Genomic DNA, 18555 nt, shown 5'->3' with positions numbered 1-18555 from the left:
AGATGATCTAGTCTATAAACTTTAATTTTAATCGAGTTGATTCCTGGTGACAACTGAAGTGTAAATTTTCTTAAAATTGAGCAAATATATGAAAAAAAATATTGTCAATCATCAAAAAATATCTATTGTTTTTGCGGGAAGAAATGATCAGTATGGTGGTGATTTTAAATCTAAATTATTAGCTGCTTGGAAGCGAAATTACACGGAGATGATCACCAGAGGTATAGAAGGCGAATGGATCTTTATTGAATGGAACCCTTTAAATGAAGATTATCTATCTTACACCTTAGCACCCCTTGGGTTTAAATGTTATGTTGTTCCCGCTTCGATCCATCAATCCATTTGTACTAATCCCGACATGAATTTTATGCAGTTTTATGCTAAAAATGTTGGGATTAGAAAAGCTAGTTATCCTTGGGTATTATTAACGAATGCAGATGTTGTCTTTGGAAACGATGTATTAGATTATCTGCAAAATAATACTTTACTAGAAAATATTATCTACAGAGCCGAAAGACGAGATATTAAATCGGGTTTATATACAGCCGATTTTCCAAAAATGCTCGAAAATACTGTCATGTATTATGATAGTTATGGCGGTCAACATTTTGAAAGGGGAGCCGGAGATTTTACATTATATAATAAAAACAGAATTGATTTTGGTCATGATGAAAATATTAAAGATTCTGATATTTATATAGATATTAGGTTCATTTCAAACTACCTAAAAAAACACGAATCTAACTCTAACATTTCACCGGGTTTTAAATTTATCGGAACTGTCTTCAAAGAAGATCATCAGTTAACGTGGAGAAATACTTCCCATTTAGCTAGTTCCCATAAAGGATTGAATAAACGAGAGGAATACCTAACACAAAATATTCCGTATCATCTTCCTGAAAATTGGGGTCTGATTGATTATCCCGTCAAAAAACTCGATGATAATATTGGGTTGCTTCAACCTTTCCCTAAAACGGTTAATATTCAGCTAGATCATCAGCCAATTATTCCTCAATTATCCTCGTCAAATTCTTTGCTAATATCCGCTTCACCCAAATCATTAAAAATAGTTGCTTTACTAACCATTAGAAATGAAGAACGATATTTATCCCGTTGTTTAGAACATTTACGATCCCAAGGGATAGAAGTTTGTGTCATTGATAATGATTCAACGGATCAGTCCTTAGAGATTGCTAAAAGTTTTCTCGGTCGAGGGGTAATTAGAATTGAAAATTTCCCCTATGAAGGAAAATTTGAATTAACTAAGATTTGTCAAAATGAAGAACGATTAGCGTTAGAAATTAATGCAGATTGGTTTATTCATCATGATGCGGATGAAATTCGTCAAGCTCCGCCACCTTATCCAACGCTTTTAGAAGGAATAGAAGATACTGATCGACAAGGTTATAATGCGATCAATTTTGATGAATTTGTGTTTTTACCAACCAGTGAAGCAGAATCCTATGAAGGGAAAGATTATGTTCAGGAAATGCAGTATTATTACTTTTTTGAACCCGATCCACTCCGCCGAATTAACGCTTGGAAAAAAACACCTCATATCAATATTCATAGTAGTGGAGGACATCACGCTTTATTTCCTGAACGTAAAATTTTCCCCATTCCTTTCATTTTGAGACATTATATTATTTTAAGTAAAGATCATGTCATAGAAAAGTATATTAAACGAGTTTATTGTGAATCTGAATTAGCCAAAGGTTGGTCGATAGATCGGGCTACCTTTACTTCAGATAAATTAAATTTTCCTTCAAAATCTGAACTGAAAAGATTAGATACTTCTGGAATTTGGGATCGAACTGAACCTTGGGATAAACATCATTTTTTATTAGGGAAGAAGGAAACTTCCTCTCAACCATTATCTAAACTACAAAGACTAGAAAAAGGTTTAGCTCGATCGCAAGCTTGGTTAGAACAAATCCAAGCTAACTTGAAAGAATAAAACGTTAAAAGGTGCGTGCTGCGAGAGCCGCACCCTACAATAACTAATCTAAAATAGCACCCCGTTGTTTAAGATTAAGTTTTGCTTCTGGGGAAAGTCCGACGACCCTTAAAAATTTAGCATTTTCTACAATAGAATCCGTGAGATAAATACCACTTAAATTAGAACCACTTAAATCAGCATAGGATAAATTAGCTCCTGTTAAATTGGCTCCAATTAAGTTAGCATCTCTCAAATCACTATAACTCAAATCTCGTTCAATCCCGCCGAGGGTGACAATTTCCTGAACCAAACGCCATTTCTCACTGAGTTCAGTGGTTTCATCAATTAAGGTTCCACTTAAATTTGCACCTCTGAGATCGGCTCCCAAGAGGGTAGCACCTTTAAGATCTGCACCAATTAAATTGACTCCCATTAGATTAGCATTAGTTAAAATAGCACGGGTCAGATTAGCATTAATTAATTTAACATTTGTCAGATTTGCTCCTGTTAAATTCGCTCCAATCAATTTGGTATAAATTAAATTTGCTCCTGTTAAATAGGTATTCATTAAATGAGCGCGATTAAGATAAGCACCCACGAATTTAGCCCCATTAAGATAAGCACGACTAAGATCTGAGCCACTTAAATCTGCACCTGTCAAATTAGCATTAATTAAATTAACTTCTGTTAAATCAGCTTCACTCAAATCGGCTTCCTGCAATTCTGCATTAATCAGATTAGCACCACTTAAATCAATACTACTTAAATCAATGCCATTCAGTTGAACGCCAATTAAGATAGCACCTCGAAAATTCCTTTGCCCGTTAGCATATTTTTCGACTAATTGTTTAATGTCCATTCTTTAATATTATGTTTAATTCGTCTTACCCTGACTAGAAACTGAAGTGGGTACGGATACCTGAATCTCCTTATGGATCATCGGAGGACTGTAATTTTTTTCGAGTCCGACGAGCAGAACGCAATAATTTAACCCGGTAAGGATCGGCATCGGTACGCCAGTAGACACGATAACCCTTGATTTGAGCACAATGGTCTTCCAAACATTTTAACCAACCTAGTCGTGTCCGAATCAAACGAAAGTCATCTAATAACCCCCATTTTTCTTCTTGGTCACTGAGTCTAACCAACTGTTGATAGCGGGGATATTCAGGAGTCACTAAGGTTTCTTTGCGATGCAAAATCGGAGGGTTAGGGCCATCATAACCTTGATAGCTAACTTGAAGATCCCGCAGATCAATTTGCATACAAGTGCTGAGGATCGGATGAGGTTCGAGATCGAAATCGGGAGAAAATAAGTAGGAAATTTTCGGAGTTTTGATATGAAACTTAATTAAGTTTGCACCTTCGGGACGGCCAAGGGTTTGACTGGCGCATCCCTCATACAGTCGCAGTAAAGGATCAAGTTTTTCCAAGGCTGAAATATGAATCCAGAGGGAATTGGTTCGTTTTTGACCCACCGGACTATTGTGGCAATGGTTGGCAATAATTTGAGGATCACCTAGAGTATATAACATTAAATCTGCCAAATTACAAGATTTTTTATAACTACCGAATAAACCTTTTATATCATTTTTCATGGGTTCTGAAAGCTGAAACAGTTTAGGACGACGACCGAACCGACTTAAAGCAATATACACCAGTAAATCTTGACGGCGTTTATGGGCAATCATATCCCATTCATCAGGATTAGTCGCTTGTAAAATCAGTTGAAATGCTCGTTTGAGGCTGCCAAATTCTTGTTGAATTGCCTCTGCTTCTGGAAGTTCGGTATCGACAGGTAAACGACCGCGATCGCTCACAAATTGAATCAAAGGTTGTAGTAAGTCTTGATAATCTTCAAACCGTTTAATCTTTAAACGAACTTGAGGGGAAGTTAACCGCGAACGAAACCGAGAAGCTCGAAATTTTTCCGCCTCCATTTCATCTCGAAAAACAATATAAATTCCTAAATCTAAAGGAATTGCATCAACATTCAAGACTTGATCAATATAAACTTTTAATTCTTCTTGCTGATAATATTTCTGAAAAGTATTGCGACTGGTAATCACCCCATCTCCATAAACCATAATTCCTCGTTCTTGAGTATCCACTAAAACTTGAGCCGCAACAATTAACGCTTTTTGGGTTAAATTCCAAGCTTGTATTAATGCTTCCCGTCGTTCTGTTTGACATTCAATCACGTTAATTACATAGCCTAAATTGACAATATCTGATTCAAAACGAGGAGTATGGGGGGAATAATAAGGATCCCATCCCTGACTAGAATATCCCTGTTCTGCTAATCGTTGAATATCTCCTCCATATCCACAACCATAATCAAAAAAAGTCGTCTCTTTTTGAAACAGTTCAGCTTCTAAAGCTAAACGAACCGGACGGGATAACGTTTTCCGAAGAAGTGCGGCGCGATGACGTTCAATTTTAGGAATAAAGGGCAAGGAATCATCCGAATTAAGGGGAAGTAAATTCTCTGGGTCTTCTCGAATTTTCATCACCTGATGATCATGAATTTCTACTTGATGCTTATTTAAGTGTTGTTGCCAACCTTTGCGAGTTCCAATGGTTCGATAGAGCCGAGTTTCTGAGTTGAGTAATTCCGATTCTAAAGCAGAAGATGGAAGGCGACGAGGTTCTAATAATCCTAATAATTCTTCAGTTTGAGTCAGTTTTGTAAATTTTTCATAATGGGGATAATGGGGAGTAACAAAGGTTTCTTTGCGATGTAATATAGGCGGATTATCACTATTAGAATAATCCATAATATTGACTTGTCCGGTCTTAAGATTAACTTGGAAACTTGCCGTCAAAGCGGGATGAGGATCAGCATCAAAGTCAGGGTAAAATAGATAAGAAATTAGGGATTGATTCCTATGAAACTTAATTAAAGTAAAAGGCTTCTGGGGAGGTAAATAAAATCGGCTTAATTGTTCATAAATTCGTAAAAATATATTAATTTCGCATAAAGCTGAACGATGGATATATAAAGCATTTGGGAGTTTTTTTCCAATGTAACTTTGCTGACAACATTGATTAATAAAATTTTGGTTTTGCAGATTTAGTAATAGTTGATCCACAATCAAACCCGTTTGTTGATAACTTCCAAAATAGTTATAGATTTCCTGTTGAATCTCAGGAGAAAAATGATCAAAACATTTTAGACGAGGAGGAATCTGACGTTGTAGAGCCTGTAATGCCAAAGACACCAGTAAATCATTCCCAGTCTGAATCTCACTGTTAGGAGACTTCTGCTGCATAAAAATTTCAGAGATGGTTAAGCATTCCCAAGAAGAACTCTGGGGAGGAAAAACAAGATGATGATAGCTACTCATTCATCTGACCCCGATCAAAACGTAGCGGTTTATTCTGATTTTAAAGCAAGAAACACGAATTAAGAATTAAGAATAATGAAGATGAATCTAAGAAATCTTAAACTATGGCTAATGAATCCCTATTTTCAGGTCAATCTGATTATATCACAATCCCTGAACAACAACATTCAACAATCCGATCTCGGCGTTTACATCAAAGTATAATTTTCCTATTATTAATCGGCTGTATTTTTAGTGGCTTAGGAATTAAACTAGCTCAGTTACAATTAATTCAAGGAAATTATCATCGAGTTCGAGCAGAAAATAATCGTTTACGTTTGATCCCAGTTCCCGCAAAACGAGGTCAAATTTTAGATCGAAATGGTCATTTATTAGCAGGAAGTCAACTGTCTCGTTCGGTGTATTTATGGCCCCAGGAACAATCCCCGGAAGAATGGAAAATTACGGCTCAACAACTTCAATCGATTTTAAATGTTCCGGCTTCAGACATTTTAGAAAAGTTAGAAAAAATCGGTTATCAGTCTCGAATTCCAGTCCGAGTCAGTCCAAATTTATCACCTCAAATGTTTATTGGATTAGCCGAGAAAGTTGAAAATTTACGAGGTGTGGAAGTTCGCGCTGAATCTCGCAGACATTATCCAAACGGCAATTTATTAGCCCATATTTTAGGCTATATTGGAGAAGCAACATTGGAAGAATTAAAAGCTAATCCCGATTATCCAATGGGAATCATGGTTGGAAAAATGGGGATTGAAAGATTAGCGAATTCAAAAATTCAGGGAATTTGGGGGAATCGATTAATTGAAGTTGATGCCAAGGGACAGGAAATTCAAGAATTAGGATTGCAATCTCCTAAACAAGGTGACTCTATTCGATTAACCATTGATTTAGCTTTACAAAAAACAGCCGAAAAAGCCTTAGCGAATCGTCGAGGTGCCGTTGCTGTTTTAGATATTAAAACTGGAGGGATTTTAGCCTTAACCAGTGGCCCAACTTTTGATCCCAATTTATTTACAGATCAAGTCACTTCTCAAGAATGGAAACAACTTCAAACCCCTGAACAACCGTTATTAAATCGAGCCTTACAAGGATATCCCCCCGGCAGTACCTTTAAAATTGTAACGGCAACGGCAGCAATAGAATCCAGAAAATTTTCCCTAACCTCTAAGATAGCAACGTCTTCAGCAATTAAAATCGGTGGAATTTCGTTTCATGAACATGGAAAAAGTTATGGGGTGATAGGATTTAAAGATGCTTTAGCCTTTAGTAGTAACACTTTTTTCTATCAAGCGGGAGTCAAAACAGGCCCAGAAAATATTGCTAAATGGGGTAAAGAATTGGGAATTGCCGGAACCATTAATTTAGATTTATTAGGGTTAGATGGAGCCAATCATGGACAAATTCCGACCCCAAAAGAAAAGGAAAAATTATATGGTGAACCTTGGTATATCGGAGATACTGTTACCATGTCCATTGGTCAAGGTTTAGTGTTAGTAACCCCGTTAGAATTAGCCGTTATGATCGCGACTGTTGCTAATAATGGTTGGCGAGTTCAACCCCATTTATTAATGTCTCAAACGAATACATCTGAAACCAAACCAATTAAAACTAAAATTTCTACATCCACACTTAATCTCATTCGCGCGGGATTAATTGATGTGGTGAAAAAAGGAACCGGACGGGGATTAAATGATGGGACAATTCCTTTAACTGGAGGCAAAACAGGAACAGTTGAAATCCCTGGACAGCCGGATAATTCCATGTATGTCGGGTTTGGGCCAGCCAATCAACCCGAAATTGCGATCGCTGTTGTCGTAGAAGCAGGGGGATATGGGGCTGTTTCCGCAGCACCCATCGCCCATGAAATCTTTAAAACCTATTTTAACAATCAAAAGGTTCCTTCTCGATCTAAACGTTAGATTGAAAACCTTTGAATAGCATAAAGTTTGAAGAAACTGAAATGCAATCTTATCCTTGAATCTTCACGCTTAGGATGGGGAATCAATGAACAGTCATCCTAAGTTATCCCTTTGATTTTTATCCTGTCCTCTTTCCTAGATTATTATTCAATTCGAGTTCAATTTAGCTGAATTGTTAAAGAATTAACAAACTAGAAACAGAACTATTTTGATAGAGCAATTCCCGTGATTCTTGTCGCACTAATCCCTCAATAACAGCTTGTTGCAGTTTAAAAAAGGCATGAAAATCTTCCATACCATATTTAGTATTTTGCAACAGGTTCCGCAATCTCTCTTCCGCTTCTACCGTTAGATAGCCTGTTTCTAAACAACTCTCAACGATTAAGTTAATTGTATTCATTTTACTTTAGATCTCGTTACGGAATTATGAGGTCTTTTGTACAAAATCTGCTTTTATTATCCGTATTTAAACAGAGATATTACATCTTTCTAAAGAAAGATTATTATTTAACTTTGATATTTGCGATTGTCAAAAAACGTGATAAAGACGATTTTAGAATTAAAAAGTTCCTTAAGTACCATCAGGAATCCAGAATTTTGCTTTCGACAGTCTGTTCCCTCAAGTCTTGAAACTCTGGGTCAGTGGGATGACTGTTAAGGAGGTTCTGGATTTTTTGATGTCTTAAACCCTCTACAGAACACTAAAAACGGTATGATTTTATTAATGAATACACTCGATTAATTGCCCGTTTATGCCCTTAAATCGTCGTCAACTTCTATGGTTAAGTAGTCTCAGTGCTTGTAGTGTTGTTGGATTGGGTATTACAAAGCGTTTTTTACCCACCTCTGATGATCCCCCTCATCAAAGTTTTTTAGTGGATTCTGTGATGGCATTAATTCCTAAGCCTAAACCGCTTTTCCGTTTTATTGCCATTGGAGATACAGGAACGGGAAAAAAGGGACAATATGAAGTTGCGAATGCCCTGTTTCGATATTATCAAAAATCTCCTTTTCAAGTCGTAACATTACTCGGAGATAATATTTATCCAGACGGTGAAATTGAGAAAATTAATGAAGTTTTTGAAAAGCCCTATCAATCTTTACTAGAAGCAGGAGTTAAATTTTATGCGTGTTTAGGAAATCATGATATCAGAACGAAAAATGGCAACCGCCAAGTCACTTATCCGTTATTTAATATGCAGGGTCGTTACTATACCTTTCAATATAATCCAGTCCAATTTTTCGTCTTAGATGCTAATGATAATGCAGACTGGGAAAAACAACTGCCTTGGTTAGAAGACCAACTGCGAAATAGTCAATCTCCTTGGAAAATCGTTTATAGTCATTTTCAAATGTATTCCTCTGGTTTATATGGAGTGAATGAACCATTAATTGAGCAGTTAACTCCTTTATTTAAAAAATTTAACGTTCAACTTTATATGAATGGTCATGAACATCATTATGAACGGACAAAACCCATTAAAGGGACTACTTATTTAACAGCAGGAAATGGAGGCGCACCCCTTCGCTCTGTTGAACGTTCAGAATGGACAGCAACCTCTGCTTCAACGTTAGGATTTACCGCCATTGAGGTTTATGAAGATCAAATGGTAATTCGAGCGATTAATACTCAAGATCAAGTATTTGATGAAGGAATTATTAAATTAAATGAAGCACTTTAAGAATTAAAATGCAACTAGGATCATGAATGATTTGGCTATTTATCATCAGGTTTACCGCTTTTTATCAAAGAATATGAAAGGTTTTTAGGGTTTCTTTTCCTTCTTGATGGGTTTCGGTAAACATGAACTGTTGAACTAACAATAAATGATAGCTGTAGATTGACTAAAATTTCAATTCAAGATAAACTGAAATAGGTTACTAAAGTTTGAAGGAATTATTAGTCTGTGACTGTGCAAAAAAATCCCCTAGTTAAACCTTTTTTAAAATGGGCAGGCGGGAAACGACAATTATTACCTGAAATTCGCAAATATCTTCCTAAAAATATAGGGAAAACCACATACTTTGAACCCTTTTTAGGAGGCGGAGCTCTCTTATTTGAGTTACAACCTAAAACAGCAATTGTTAATGATAAAAATAAAGAATTAATCAATTGTTATCAAGTCATTAAAGATTCGGTGGAAGAATTGATTCAAGCTTTACAAAATCATAAACAAAATCACTCTGAAGAATACTATTATCATCTTCGACAATTAGATCGTTTTAAAAAAAAGTATAATCAATTATCTAATATTGAAAAAGCTGCTCGAATTATTTATTTAAACAAAACTTGTTATAATGGATTATTCCGGGTCAATTCTCACGGTTATTTTAATGTTCCTTTTGGTCGTTATAAAAATCCAAATATATTAGATGAGGCGGTATTAAGGGGAGTTAACGATTATTTAAACCAAAAATCAGTAACTTTTTTAAATCGTGATTTCGCTGAAGCGGTTGAAACTGCAAAAAAAGGCGATTTTGTCTATTTTGATCCGCCTTATGATCCCGTTTCTAATACCGCTTCTTTCACTGGATATGATATTAATGGATTTAATCAAGAACAACAAGAACGTTTAAAAAAAGTGGTTGATGACTTAACCGAAAAAGGATGTTATGTGATGTTGAGTAATTCAGCTACAGATTTTATCTTGGATTTGTATAAAGATTATAAGGAAACAATTGTTGTTTCTGCAACCCGCAGTATTAACTCTAATGCTCTTAAACGAGGTAAAATAGATGAGGTTTTAGTTTTAAATTATGTTCCCAAACCTTAAAACACATGAACAACAAAAAAACAGGAAAAAACAATATTGCTTGGGAAACCTTATTTCAACGATATAGCATTTTAGATATTATTGCTAAACAAGGTTATTTTGAAATAGAAGCTACTCAAATTAATGAAGAACGAGAAAGTCGGTTAATGGCTAAGTTTGATCATTCAGATAATTTACCCCAAATTTTTAAGAATAATAAGTTATCCATATTGCCTATTTCTCGTTCAAAATATATTATTGGTTGTTTTGATGCTTACTTGAATGTTAAATATTCTACTGATATAGAACCTATTGATATAGAGTTTCCTTCTTATATAGAAAGTATAGACTATACCCATTTATATTCTGAAGCATCGGCTATCAGTTGTGCATTTAATACAGGAATTATTGACGACTTATTAGGAGAGAAAACATGGTTTACACTTTCTGGAAGGATGTCCTCTGGTTGCTTTAATTTCAAAATTAAAAATTATTTAAACAATCAAAGTTATCCCATTTCAGTCATTAATAGTCAATGCGAAATAGATGGAGGTTTTGAAAGTGAAAATTATTTAATTTTAATCGAAGCTAAGAAATATCAAATTGATGATTTTATAATTAGGCAATTATATTATCCCTATCGTTTATGGTCACAAAAAATTACTAAAAAAGTTATTCCTGTTTTAATGACTTATTCTAACGACATATTCAGCTTTTTTATTTATGAGTTTCAGAATGAATCTGATTATAACTCCATTCGCTTAATTGATCAAAAAAGTTATATTATCGCACCCGAAGAAATTACACAGCAGGATGTTTCCGATATTTTTGAAAGGATCACTTTAATTCCCGAACCAAGTGAACCATTCCCCCAAGCAGATAATTTTGAACGGGTTATTGACTTACTATCCCTTTTAGTAGAAAGAGATTTAACTAAAGATGAAATTACAGAAAATTATCAATTTGATCAGAGACAAACTGGGTATTATACAAATGCAGGTCGATATCTGGGACTGATAGAAAAATACAAAGCTGTTGGTACAGGTGATATAACCTTCCGTTTGACACAGGAAGCAAGAGAAATTTTAAGTAAAAGACAAAAAAATAAATATCTTTCTTTGATCAGGAAAATTTTGGAATACCCCGTTTTCAATACAGTATTTCAATTAAATTTATCTAGGGGAAAAATGCCATCAACAGAAGAAATTTGCGAAATTATATTGTCTTCTCGTGCTGAACTTAGCAACCAGACCCCAGGAAGACGCAAATCTACTGTTAGCAACTGGATTTACTGGATTTTTAAGCAAATCCAAGATTAACAAATAATTTTTAAAGTCGTTCTGTCTTCCTGTTCATGGCTAAAACTAACTAACCTATCTCTATCAATCTTTGAAATTACTATTATTTGCACGACATTGGCAAAACTGCTAGTACATCTAAATACCACCACCAACGTTCAGGACAAATACATTGCTCGTTTCGCCTCTCTGTTAAGTTAATAAAACGGGATAATTCCTGATAGAAACTACTGGCATTCTCAACTAATTGATGATCTGCTTTTGTCAATAAAATTTTTTCTTCTTCAGTGAGTTGAGATTCAATTTCTGTAAGGCGATCGCGAATTTGTAACATTTCTAAATGCTCCGCACCGCTAACATCAGGAAATTCAACACTCACACAATAGTTTTTTAAGAGAGGATTCATATTTCTAACTCCTTAACTAAACCCCGATAGATCAAGATTTCTAACTCTTTAACTGAACCCAGATACCCAAACTTTGAATTAGATAGATATCCTTCTAGGTCATCGGGAGGAAAAGCAGTTTCTAAAACCCCATCTAAGCCAATCATTACTAACCATAGCCGATTCTCCACATTAGCTACCAACGTCGGATAAATCTTTCCTCCATCAACATAACCATAAACATTAGCATCTGGACTGTTAACTATAAAAGTGATGATCCTATTATATTGTTCAAGGGTAGCATCATCGGGCAAATGACCTAAGCGAATCCTTTTGACTAAATGAGAATCTGCTTTTCCCGGTTTCCAAATAATTACCTTTCTAACTTTTCCAATTGCTTCCAAAATATCTATCAATAAAATGAAAGCACCTGTCAGAGTATTAATTATATTAAATGCCATAGATTAATATTTTAAAGGCGGCACCCGGATTTGAACCGGGGATGGAGATTTTGCAGACCTCTGCCTTACCGCTTGGCTATGCCGCCACAACCATGCAATTATTTAATATAGCATAAGTGTTTCAGAAATGGCAAGCTTTTTTCGCCAATTGCTCACAACCCCTTGTAGGGAGGGAACAACCCAAGCATCATACTGAGGATAAACGGGGAGGCGTCGTGTCAGTGTCCAACCTTTGGGGGCTAAAATTGAGCGCAACGTTTGCTCATCTGGGTGTGGATAGTCCGGGTTCACCTCATCACGGGGGCCAATTCCGCCCAAATCTCGCGCCCCTGCATTCAAACAAGCTAATAAAATATCAGGATGGGTCACTAAATTAGGAGGAATTTGTAAGGTAATGTCTGAGGGTAAAATAGAACGAGCGATCGCAATAATATCTGGTAATTGCTGTAAATCAAAACCCTGTCCCAGCCAGATTTGCTGACTTCCTAAACTGTGAGGTTGTAAAATAACTTCTTGAATATTTCCCCATCGTTGATGAACGTTTTTGATAGCCGTTAAAGTTGCTCGCCAGTCTTCAGAAGTTTCTCCAATTCCCAATAATAACCCTGTCGTAAATGGGATTTTTAATTCTCCAGCCCATTCTAACTGTTGTAACCGTAATTCAGGAACTTTACTCGGAGCATAACGATGAACAGTTTCTAATAATTTAGGCGTAATTTGTTCCAGCATTAACCCCATGGAAACATTAACCCATTTTAATTGGGTCATTTCTTCCCAACTTAACGGCCCGACATTGGTATGGGGTAAAAATCCCAAGGATATTGCTAATTCGCATAATTGATAAATTCGATTAAACCAAGGCAAACGTTGAGAACTATTAGGATGAACTTCGCCGCTTAATACTAAAATCTCAATAATTCCTTGATTTTGCAGAAATTTTAGGATTTTTTCAGATTCTTTTAAGCTTAACCAAGGACTTTGACCGATATCAGTTCTAAAATTACAATAGCTACAGCGATTAAAACAGTCATAAGTCGGGACAAGCGTATAAGCGGGACTATAAGTAATATCTGGATTCATAAGTTCTCAAGCCAGAGGTTAGGTTTTCATCGGTTTTTTCTGGAAAAATCATGATATCTTAGACTTATAATAGAATCAGTCGGTGAATTCAATCATCTATCCAGCCTATCTTTGTATGTGACGCTATGCTAACATATCCTACAACCATCAGGTTAGGTGAATTGTTCCCGACATTTTTGGTTCAACCCTTATTCTTTAATCCGATGTCTGAACAAAATTCAATTCTGAGCTATCCCCATACACGGAAATGTGATCAAGTTGATAATTATCATGGTGTAACAATTGCTGATCCCTATCGATGGTTAGAAGATTTAGACTCAGAAGAAACCAAAGCGTGGGTTGAAGCGCAAAACGAAGTCACTTTTGCCTATTTGAATCAAATTCCCGCCAAAGAAACCCTAAAAGAACGCCTAACTCAACTGTGGGATTATGAAAAATATGGTATTCCTTTTAAGGAAGGAAACCGTTATTTTTATTTTAAAAATGATGGGCTACAGAATCAAAGTGTTTTGTATGTTTTAGAATCTTTAGATGCAGAACCTCAAGTTTTATTAGATCCCAATACCTTATCACCCGATGGAACTATTGCATTATCAGGAATGGCAATTAGTGAAGATGGAAATTTTATGGCCTATGGCTTATCCACTTCAGGTTCTGATTGGCAAGAATGGAAAGTTCGAGATATTAATACCCAACAAGATTTATCGGATCATTTAAAATGGGTTAAATTTTCCGGTGCATCTTGGACACATGATCATCAAGGATTTTTCTATAGTCGTTATGATGAACCCCAAGATGGGAAACCATTAGAAGAAATTAACTATTTCCAAAAACTGTATTACCATCGTTTAGGAACTCCTCAATCTGAAGATATTTTAATCTATGAACGTCCTGATCATAAAGAATGGGGATTTAGTGGATTTGTTAGCGAAGATGGGAAATATTTAATCATTTCCGTTTGGATGGGGACAGAAACTAAAAACTTGGTTTTTTATAAAGATTTAACTCAACCTGATTCCTCGGTTATAGAATTAATTTCTGAGTTTGAAGCGAGTTATAGCTTTATTGATTATGAAGGAGAAACCTTTTGGTTTACGACGGATTTAAACGCGCCACGCAGTCGAGTCATTGGAGTTAATATTAAGACCCAAGTTCGCACCGAAGTCATCCCCGAAGCTCCAGAAACCCTCGAATCTGTTAATATTTTAAATAATCAATTTATTGCCGATTATTTAAAAGATGCCCATACTCAAATTAAAATCTTTAATTTAGATGGGTCATTTGTGCGAGAAATTGAATTACCCGGTATTGGTTCTGCGAATGGTTTTGGAGGCAAACGATATGATATCGAAACCTTTTACAGTTTCACCAGTTTTACTATTCCTAATACCATTTATCGATACAATTTGGTAACAGGAGAAACGAGTATCTATCGTCAACCTAATGTTGATTTTAATCCCGATGATTATGAAACTCAACAAATTTTTTATCCGAGTAAAGATGGAACCTTAATTCCAATGTTTATTACGGCGAAAAAAGGAATCGAACTCAATGGAAATAACCCGACGATTTTATATGGCTATGGAGGATTTAATATTTCTCTCACACCTTCATTTTCTATTAGTCGTTTAGTGTGGTTAGAAATGGGAGGAGTTTATGCGATTGCCAATTTACGAGGTGGGGGAGAATACGGAGAAAATTGGCATCAAGCAGGAACAAAACTAAATAAACAAAATGTTTTTGATGACTTTATTGCTGCTGCGGAATGGTTAATTGAAACAGGCTATACTTCAGCCTCCAAATTAGCGATTACCGGAGGAAGTAATGGTGGTTTATTAGTCGGAGCTTGTATGACTCAACGCCCAGATTTATTCGCCGCCGCTTTACCTGCGGTTGGAGTTTTAGATATGCTTCGTTTCCATAAATTTACGATTGGTTGGGCTTGGTGTTCTGATTATGGTTCACCAGAAAATCCCGAAGAATTTCAAACCTTATACGCCTATTCTCCTCTGCATAATTTAAAACCAGGAACTCCCTATCCAGCGACTTTAATTACAACCGCCGATCATGATGATCGAGTAGTTCCGGCCCATAGTTTTAAATTTGCCGCCGCGTTACAAGAAAACCATGTTGGGCAAAATCCTGTATTAATCAGAATTGAAACCAAAGCCGGACATGGTGCAGGAAAACCCACAACTAAAATGATTGAAGAAATTGCCGACCAATTTGCTTTCTTAAAGCGGGTTCTTGATATTAATTAAGTTCATCATCAGTTATCTTTAAAGGGTAGGATAAACCCTCTAAGGGCGGGATAACCCCGCCCCTACGGTTTTTTTGTTAACTTTTTTGAGTATTAGGAGGATTCGATTGAGGTTTATTAATTTCTCCTAAATCGGGTAAAATAATAGAAGATCTTGTATTTTCAGCATCATTTTCCATTAAATGGCTAATCGGTTCTGTTAATTGATTAGGGTTCATAAAAATAACTTTAGAATTCGCACTTTGACTTAACTGTTGATTCGCTTCAACATATTGTTTTGTAATTAAAAATTTTAAGAATTCAGGACTATTCGTTTCTAGTTTTAACGTATCTGCTAATACTTTGATAGATTGAGCTTGTCCTTGAGCTTCGGAAATTTCCGCCTGTTTACGACTTTCAGCAACCCGTTTGCGTTCCATTGCATCTTGTAAAGATTTCGGAGGAGTAATATTTTGAATATCAACTCGAATAATCGTAATTCCCCAGTTTGTGGTTCCTTCTTTTAAGGCTTTCAATAAATCTTCATTAACTTTTTTAATTTTAGCTAATAAATCTTCTAAATTAATTAACCCAATTTCTGCCCGAAGGGTCGTTAAAACTAAATTAGAAATTGCTTCTTTGGTTTTATTGGTTTCAACGTTATAATAAAATTTATGCAAATCTTCAATTTTCCAAAAAACCCCGGCATTAATTTTTAAGGTAATTTGATCTCTTGTCATCACTTCTTGCGTATCAATATCTAATAACCGTTCCCGGTTCGTATCATAATAAACAATTTTTTCCAGCACAGGTACAATAAATTGGAGTCCTGGCTTTAAAGTCCGTTTATATTGTCCTAATCGTTCAACAATCGCTTGATCACTGGTACTAATCACTTTAACAGAGGAATTCAGCATAAAACCAATGATAATCGGAAATAAAATACCCAGAATATACTGGAACATAGGATTTATAATTTATAATATTTATAATTTAGGGGAAGGATTCACACCTATTTTAGCATCATCCCCCTATTTTTAGGGGGATATTTTAAAAATTAGGTTGAAGATTGAATCACACCAGAATGTCCGGTCAGTTCTCCAACAGGTTCAAACCTCCCGCCTAAATATTTAGCCAAGAATTCCTCAGCAATGGCATAAAAATGGAGACGGTTTTCTGGACGAGCAAAACCATGTCCTTCATCGCTATAAACAACATATTCTACAGGCTTACCTGCTTGTTTCATCGCATCAAAAATCTGCTCACTTTCTGCCTGTTTAACACGGGGGTCATTTGCTCCTTGACCAATTAATAACGGTTTTTCAATTCGGTCAACAAAAAATAAAGGCGATCGCGCTTTTAAAAAGTCCGTTTCCGTGTCTAAATTCCCCACTCGATGATAAAAATTCTTGCGAATTGGTTCCCAATAAGGTGGAATACTTTGCATCAATGTAATAATATTACTCGGCCCCACAATATCCACACCACAAGCAAAAACATCAGGGGTAAAGGTTAACCCGACTAACGTAGCATACCCACCATAAGACCCGCCCATAATAGCGATTTTATCCTGCTGGGAAATGCCATTTTCAACTAACCAATTCACCCCATCAATGAGATCTTGGTGCATTTTTCCAGCCCATTCTCGGTTTCCCGCATTTAAAAAAGCTTTTCCATAACCCGTTGAACCTCGGAAATTCACCTGTAAGACCGCGTAACCCCGGTTGGCTAACCATTGAGCTTCCGAGTCATAACCCCAAGCATCCCGCGTCCAGGGGCCCCCATGTACTAACATCACCGTCGGGGCGGGTAGTTCAACACCAACGGGTTTTGTTAAATAACCATGAATGGTTAACCCATCAGAAGCAGTATAACAAATAGGCTCCATTGCCGCTAAAGGTAAGCCTTCTAATTTGGGTTTATTACTAAATAAAAAGCTGTGGGTTTTTGTTGGGCGATCGTAAACATAATAATACACTGGCCCATCATCGGTGACAAAACTAATCAGCCATTTTTCATCCGATAACGTTCGACTAATGCCAAATTCACCCGGACGAATTTGTTTGATCGCTTCAAGATCTGCGACAATACTGTCATCAAGAATCTGCCACTCTTCCTTATCTTTATAAAAAGAAACCGCTTCAATATTTCGCGTCGTCGGATGGGCTAATAATCCCCCAATATCATATTGAGGATCTTCAGCAATTATTGTTTCTTGACGAGTCGATAAATCTAAAGCAATTAACCGTTGTGCATTGGCATCATGGTTACCCACCATATACAAAATTTTACCATCATTAGAAAAGAAAGCCGCCCCGCCTTCTTCATCCGGCCCCCAATGACGTAGATTTTCCCAAGGATGATCCGGTGTTTCTCGATATAATAAATCAAACCCGCCATCATCACTACTGGCACTTGCTGCCCGAATTTTAAATTCAGCATCGGCTGTCCACCCTACAATATTACCCGGATTTTCGGTATGAAAATCAACAGCCCCATTCTTTAAATTCACCTGATAAACATCATAAACCTGCGGATTTATTAGGTTCATTCCTACTAAAATTTGATCAGGGAATTTGTGATCTAAATTAACCACTTGTGCCCGAACACCCTGAAACGGCGTTAAGTCTCGAACCATATTGGTTTTGACATCGACTAAATACAAATGCCAATTTTCATCACCATCAGAGTCCTGAACATACATCAATTGATCCGGGTTATATGTCCAGAAAAAAAATCGAATTCCCCGTTTCGGATCACGGGTTAAAGGATGGGTTTCTTCTTCTCCAACGGTTTTTAACCACACTTGTAAAATATTGTTGTCATCTGGGGCAATATAAGCCAAATATTTACCATCGGGCGATAAACTAGGGCTGGTGCGTTCCGGGTTGCCAAACAACAGATCACGAGGAATTAAAGGCGGCACTTCAGTTGCAGTGGTCATCGTTTATATCTTCAAAACTTAACTTTCTCTATTGTGGCGTCAATATTGACGGTTGACCGTTAACCAACCTCCCCCTCTTCCCCTCTTCCCCCCTGCTCCCTCCAGGGCTGTTTCATTTTCTCCCAAAATTTGTATGACCTCTCCCCCTAACCCCCTCTCCTGCAAGGAGAGGGGGACTAATTATTACTAT

Annotated in this window: 14 protein-coding genes and 1 tRNA gene; 6 read left to right on the top strand and 9 right to left on the bottom strand. The window is 36.4% G+C overall.

The genetic code is table 11. The features are described from left to right. Window positions 1-88: 88 nt before the first annotated feature. Complete coding sequence (locus ACKPEB_RS11990; RefSeq protein WP_408965142.1) at window positions 89-1957, top strand: glycosyltransferase family A protein; 1869 nt, start codon at window positions 89-91, stop codon at window positions 1955-1957. Between the two features lie 43 nt (window positions 1958-2000). Here the strand turns inward: ACKPEB_RS11990 and ACKPEB_RS11985 are convergent, their stop codons facing one another. Then, window positions 2001-2798 (bottom strand): pentapeptide repeat-containing protein, encoded by a 798-nt coding sequence (locus ACKPEB_RS11985; protein ID WP_408965141.1) that lies wholly within the window; start codon window positions 2796-2798, stop codon window positions 2001-2003. Window positions 2799-2868: 70 nt separating this feature from the next. Continuing rightward, complete coding sequence (locus ACKPEB_RS11980; protein WP_408965140.1) at window positions 2869-5286, bottom strand: DNA phosphorothioation-associated putative methyltransferase; 2418 nt, start codon at window positions 5284-5286, stop codon at window positions 2869-2871. A gap of 104 nt (window positions 5287-5390) precedes the next feature. Between ACKPEB_RS11980 and mrdA the strand changes: the two genes are divergently transcribed. After that, window positions 5391-7205, top strand: a complete 1815-nt coding sequence (gene mrdA, locus ACKPEB_RS11975) for a penicillin-binding protein 2 (protein WP_408965139.1) — start codon at window positions 5391-5393, stop codon at window positions 7203-7205. Window positions 7206-7380: 175 nt separating this feature from the next. On the opposite strand, the gene ACKPEB_RS11970 is transcribed toward mrdA, so the two are convergent. After that, complete coding sequence (locus ACKPEB_RS11970) at window positions 7381-7605, bottom strand: hypothetical protein (protein WP_408965138.1); 225 nt, start codon at window positions 7603-7605, stop codon at window positions 7381-7383. Between the two features lie 352 nt (window positions 7606-7957). Here ACKPEB_RS11970 and ACKPEB_RS11965 point away from each other — a divergent pair, with 352 nt between their 5' ends. The 3 genes from ACKPEB_RS11965 to ACKPEB_RS11955 all read left to right on the top strand — a co-directional run bounded on the left by ACKPEB_RS11965 (window position 7958) and on the right by ACKPEB_RS11955 (window position 11277). Then, window positions 7958-8887: a metallophosphoesterase family protein gene (locus ACKPEB_RS11965; protein WP_408965137.1), complete on the top strand. Its 930-nt coding sequence runs from the start codon at window positions 7958-7960 to the stop codon at window positions 8885-8887. A 225-nt stretch (window positions 8888-9112) separates the two neighbouring features. After that, window positions 9113-9979: a DNA adenine methylase gene (locus ACKPEB_RS11960; RefSeq protein ID WP_408965136.1), complete on the top strand. Its 867-nt coding sequence runs from the start codon at window positions 9113-9115 to the stop codon at window positions 9977-9979. Window positions 9980-9984: 5 nt separating this feature from the next. Next, complete coding sequence (locus tag ACKPEB_RS11955; protein ID WP_408965135.1) at window positions 9985-11277, top strand: type II restriction enzyme; 1293 nt, start codon at window positions 9985-9987, stop codon at window positions 11275-11277. Between the two features lie 82 nt (window positions 11278-11359). Here ACKPEB_RS11955 and ACKPEB_RS11950 read toward each other — a convergent pair whose 3' ends face one another. From ACKPEB_RS11950 to cofG, 4 genes are all read right to left on the bottom strand, one after another. Then, window positions 11360-11662: a hypothetical protein gene (locus tag ACKPEB_RS11950; protein WP_408965134.1), complete on the bottom strand. Its 303-nt coding sequence runs from the start codon at window positions 11660-11662 to the stop codon at window positions 11360-11362. Beyond that, on the bottom strand, window positions 11659-12102 hold the full coding sequence (locus tag ACKPEB_RS11945) for a hypothetical protein (protein WP_408965133.1): 444 nt from the start codon (window positions 12100-12102) through the stop codon (window positions 11659-11661). The genes ACKPEB_RS11950 and ACKPEB_RS11945 overlap by 4 nt, the downstream gene beginning before the upstream one ends. A gap of 15 nt (window positions 12103-12117) precedes the next feature. Continuing rightward, window positions 12118-12188 (bottom strand) — tRNA-Cys (locus ACKPEB_RS11940). 16 nt (window positions 12189-12204) lie between these two features. Further along, window positions 12205-13182 carry a 7,8-didemethyl-8-hydroxy-5-deazariboflavin synthase subunit CofG gene (cofG, locus tag ACKPEB_RS11935; protein ID WP_408965131.1) on the bottom strand — a complete coding sequence of 326 codons (978 nt, stop codon included), beginning with the start codon at window positions 13180-13182 and terminating at the stop codon, window positions 12205-12207. 203 nt (window positions 13183-13385) lie between these two features. Between cofG and ACKPEB_RS11930 the strand changes: the two genes are divergently transcribed. After that, a complete protein-coding gene (locus ACKPEB_RS11930) occupies window positions 13386-15443 on the top strand; it encodes a prolyl oligopeptidase family serine peptidase (protein ID WP_408965130.1) in 2058 nt (685 codons plus the stop codon). 76 nt (window positions 15444-15519) lie between these two features. On the opposite strand, the gene ACKPEB_RS11925 is transcribed toward ACKPEB_RS11930, so the two are convergent. Both ACKPEB_RS11925 and ACKPEB_RS11920 read right to left on the bottom strand, forming a co-directional pair. Next, window positions 15520-16386, bottom strand: a complete 867-nt coding sequence (locus tag ACKPEB_RS11925) for an SPFH domain-containing protein (protein WP_408965129.1) — start codon at window positions 16384-16386, stop codon at window positions 15520-15522. Between the two features lie 92 nt (window positions 16387-16478). Continuing rightward, window positions 16479-18365, bottom strand: a complete 1887-nt coding sequence (locus ACKPEB_RS11920; RefSeq protein ID WP_408965128.1) for a S9 family peptidase — start codon at window positions 18363-18365, stop codon at window positions 16479-16481. Between the last annotated feature and the right edge of the window lie 190 nt (window positions 18366-18555).

Origin of the sequence: Planktothrix sp. (assembly GCF_046067725.1) — a bacterium.
In the GTDB taxonomy this organism is placed as follows: Bacteria; Cyanobacteriota; Cyanobacteriia; order Cyanobacteriales; family Microcoleaceae; genus Planktothrix.
Note: the sequence above shows the minus strand (reverse complement) of the source record. Positions and strands in the feature narration are given on the sequence as shown.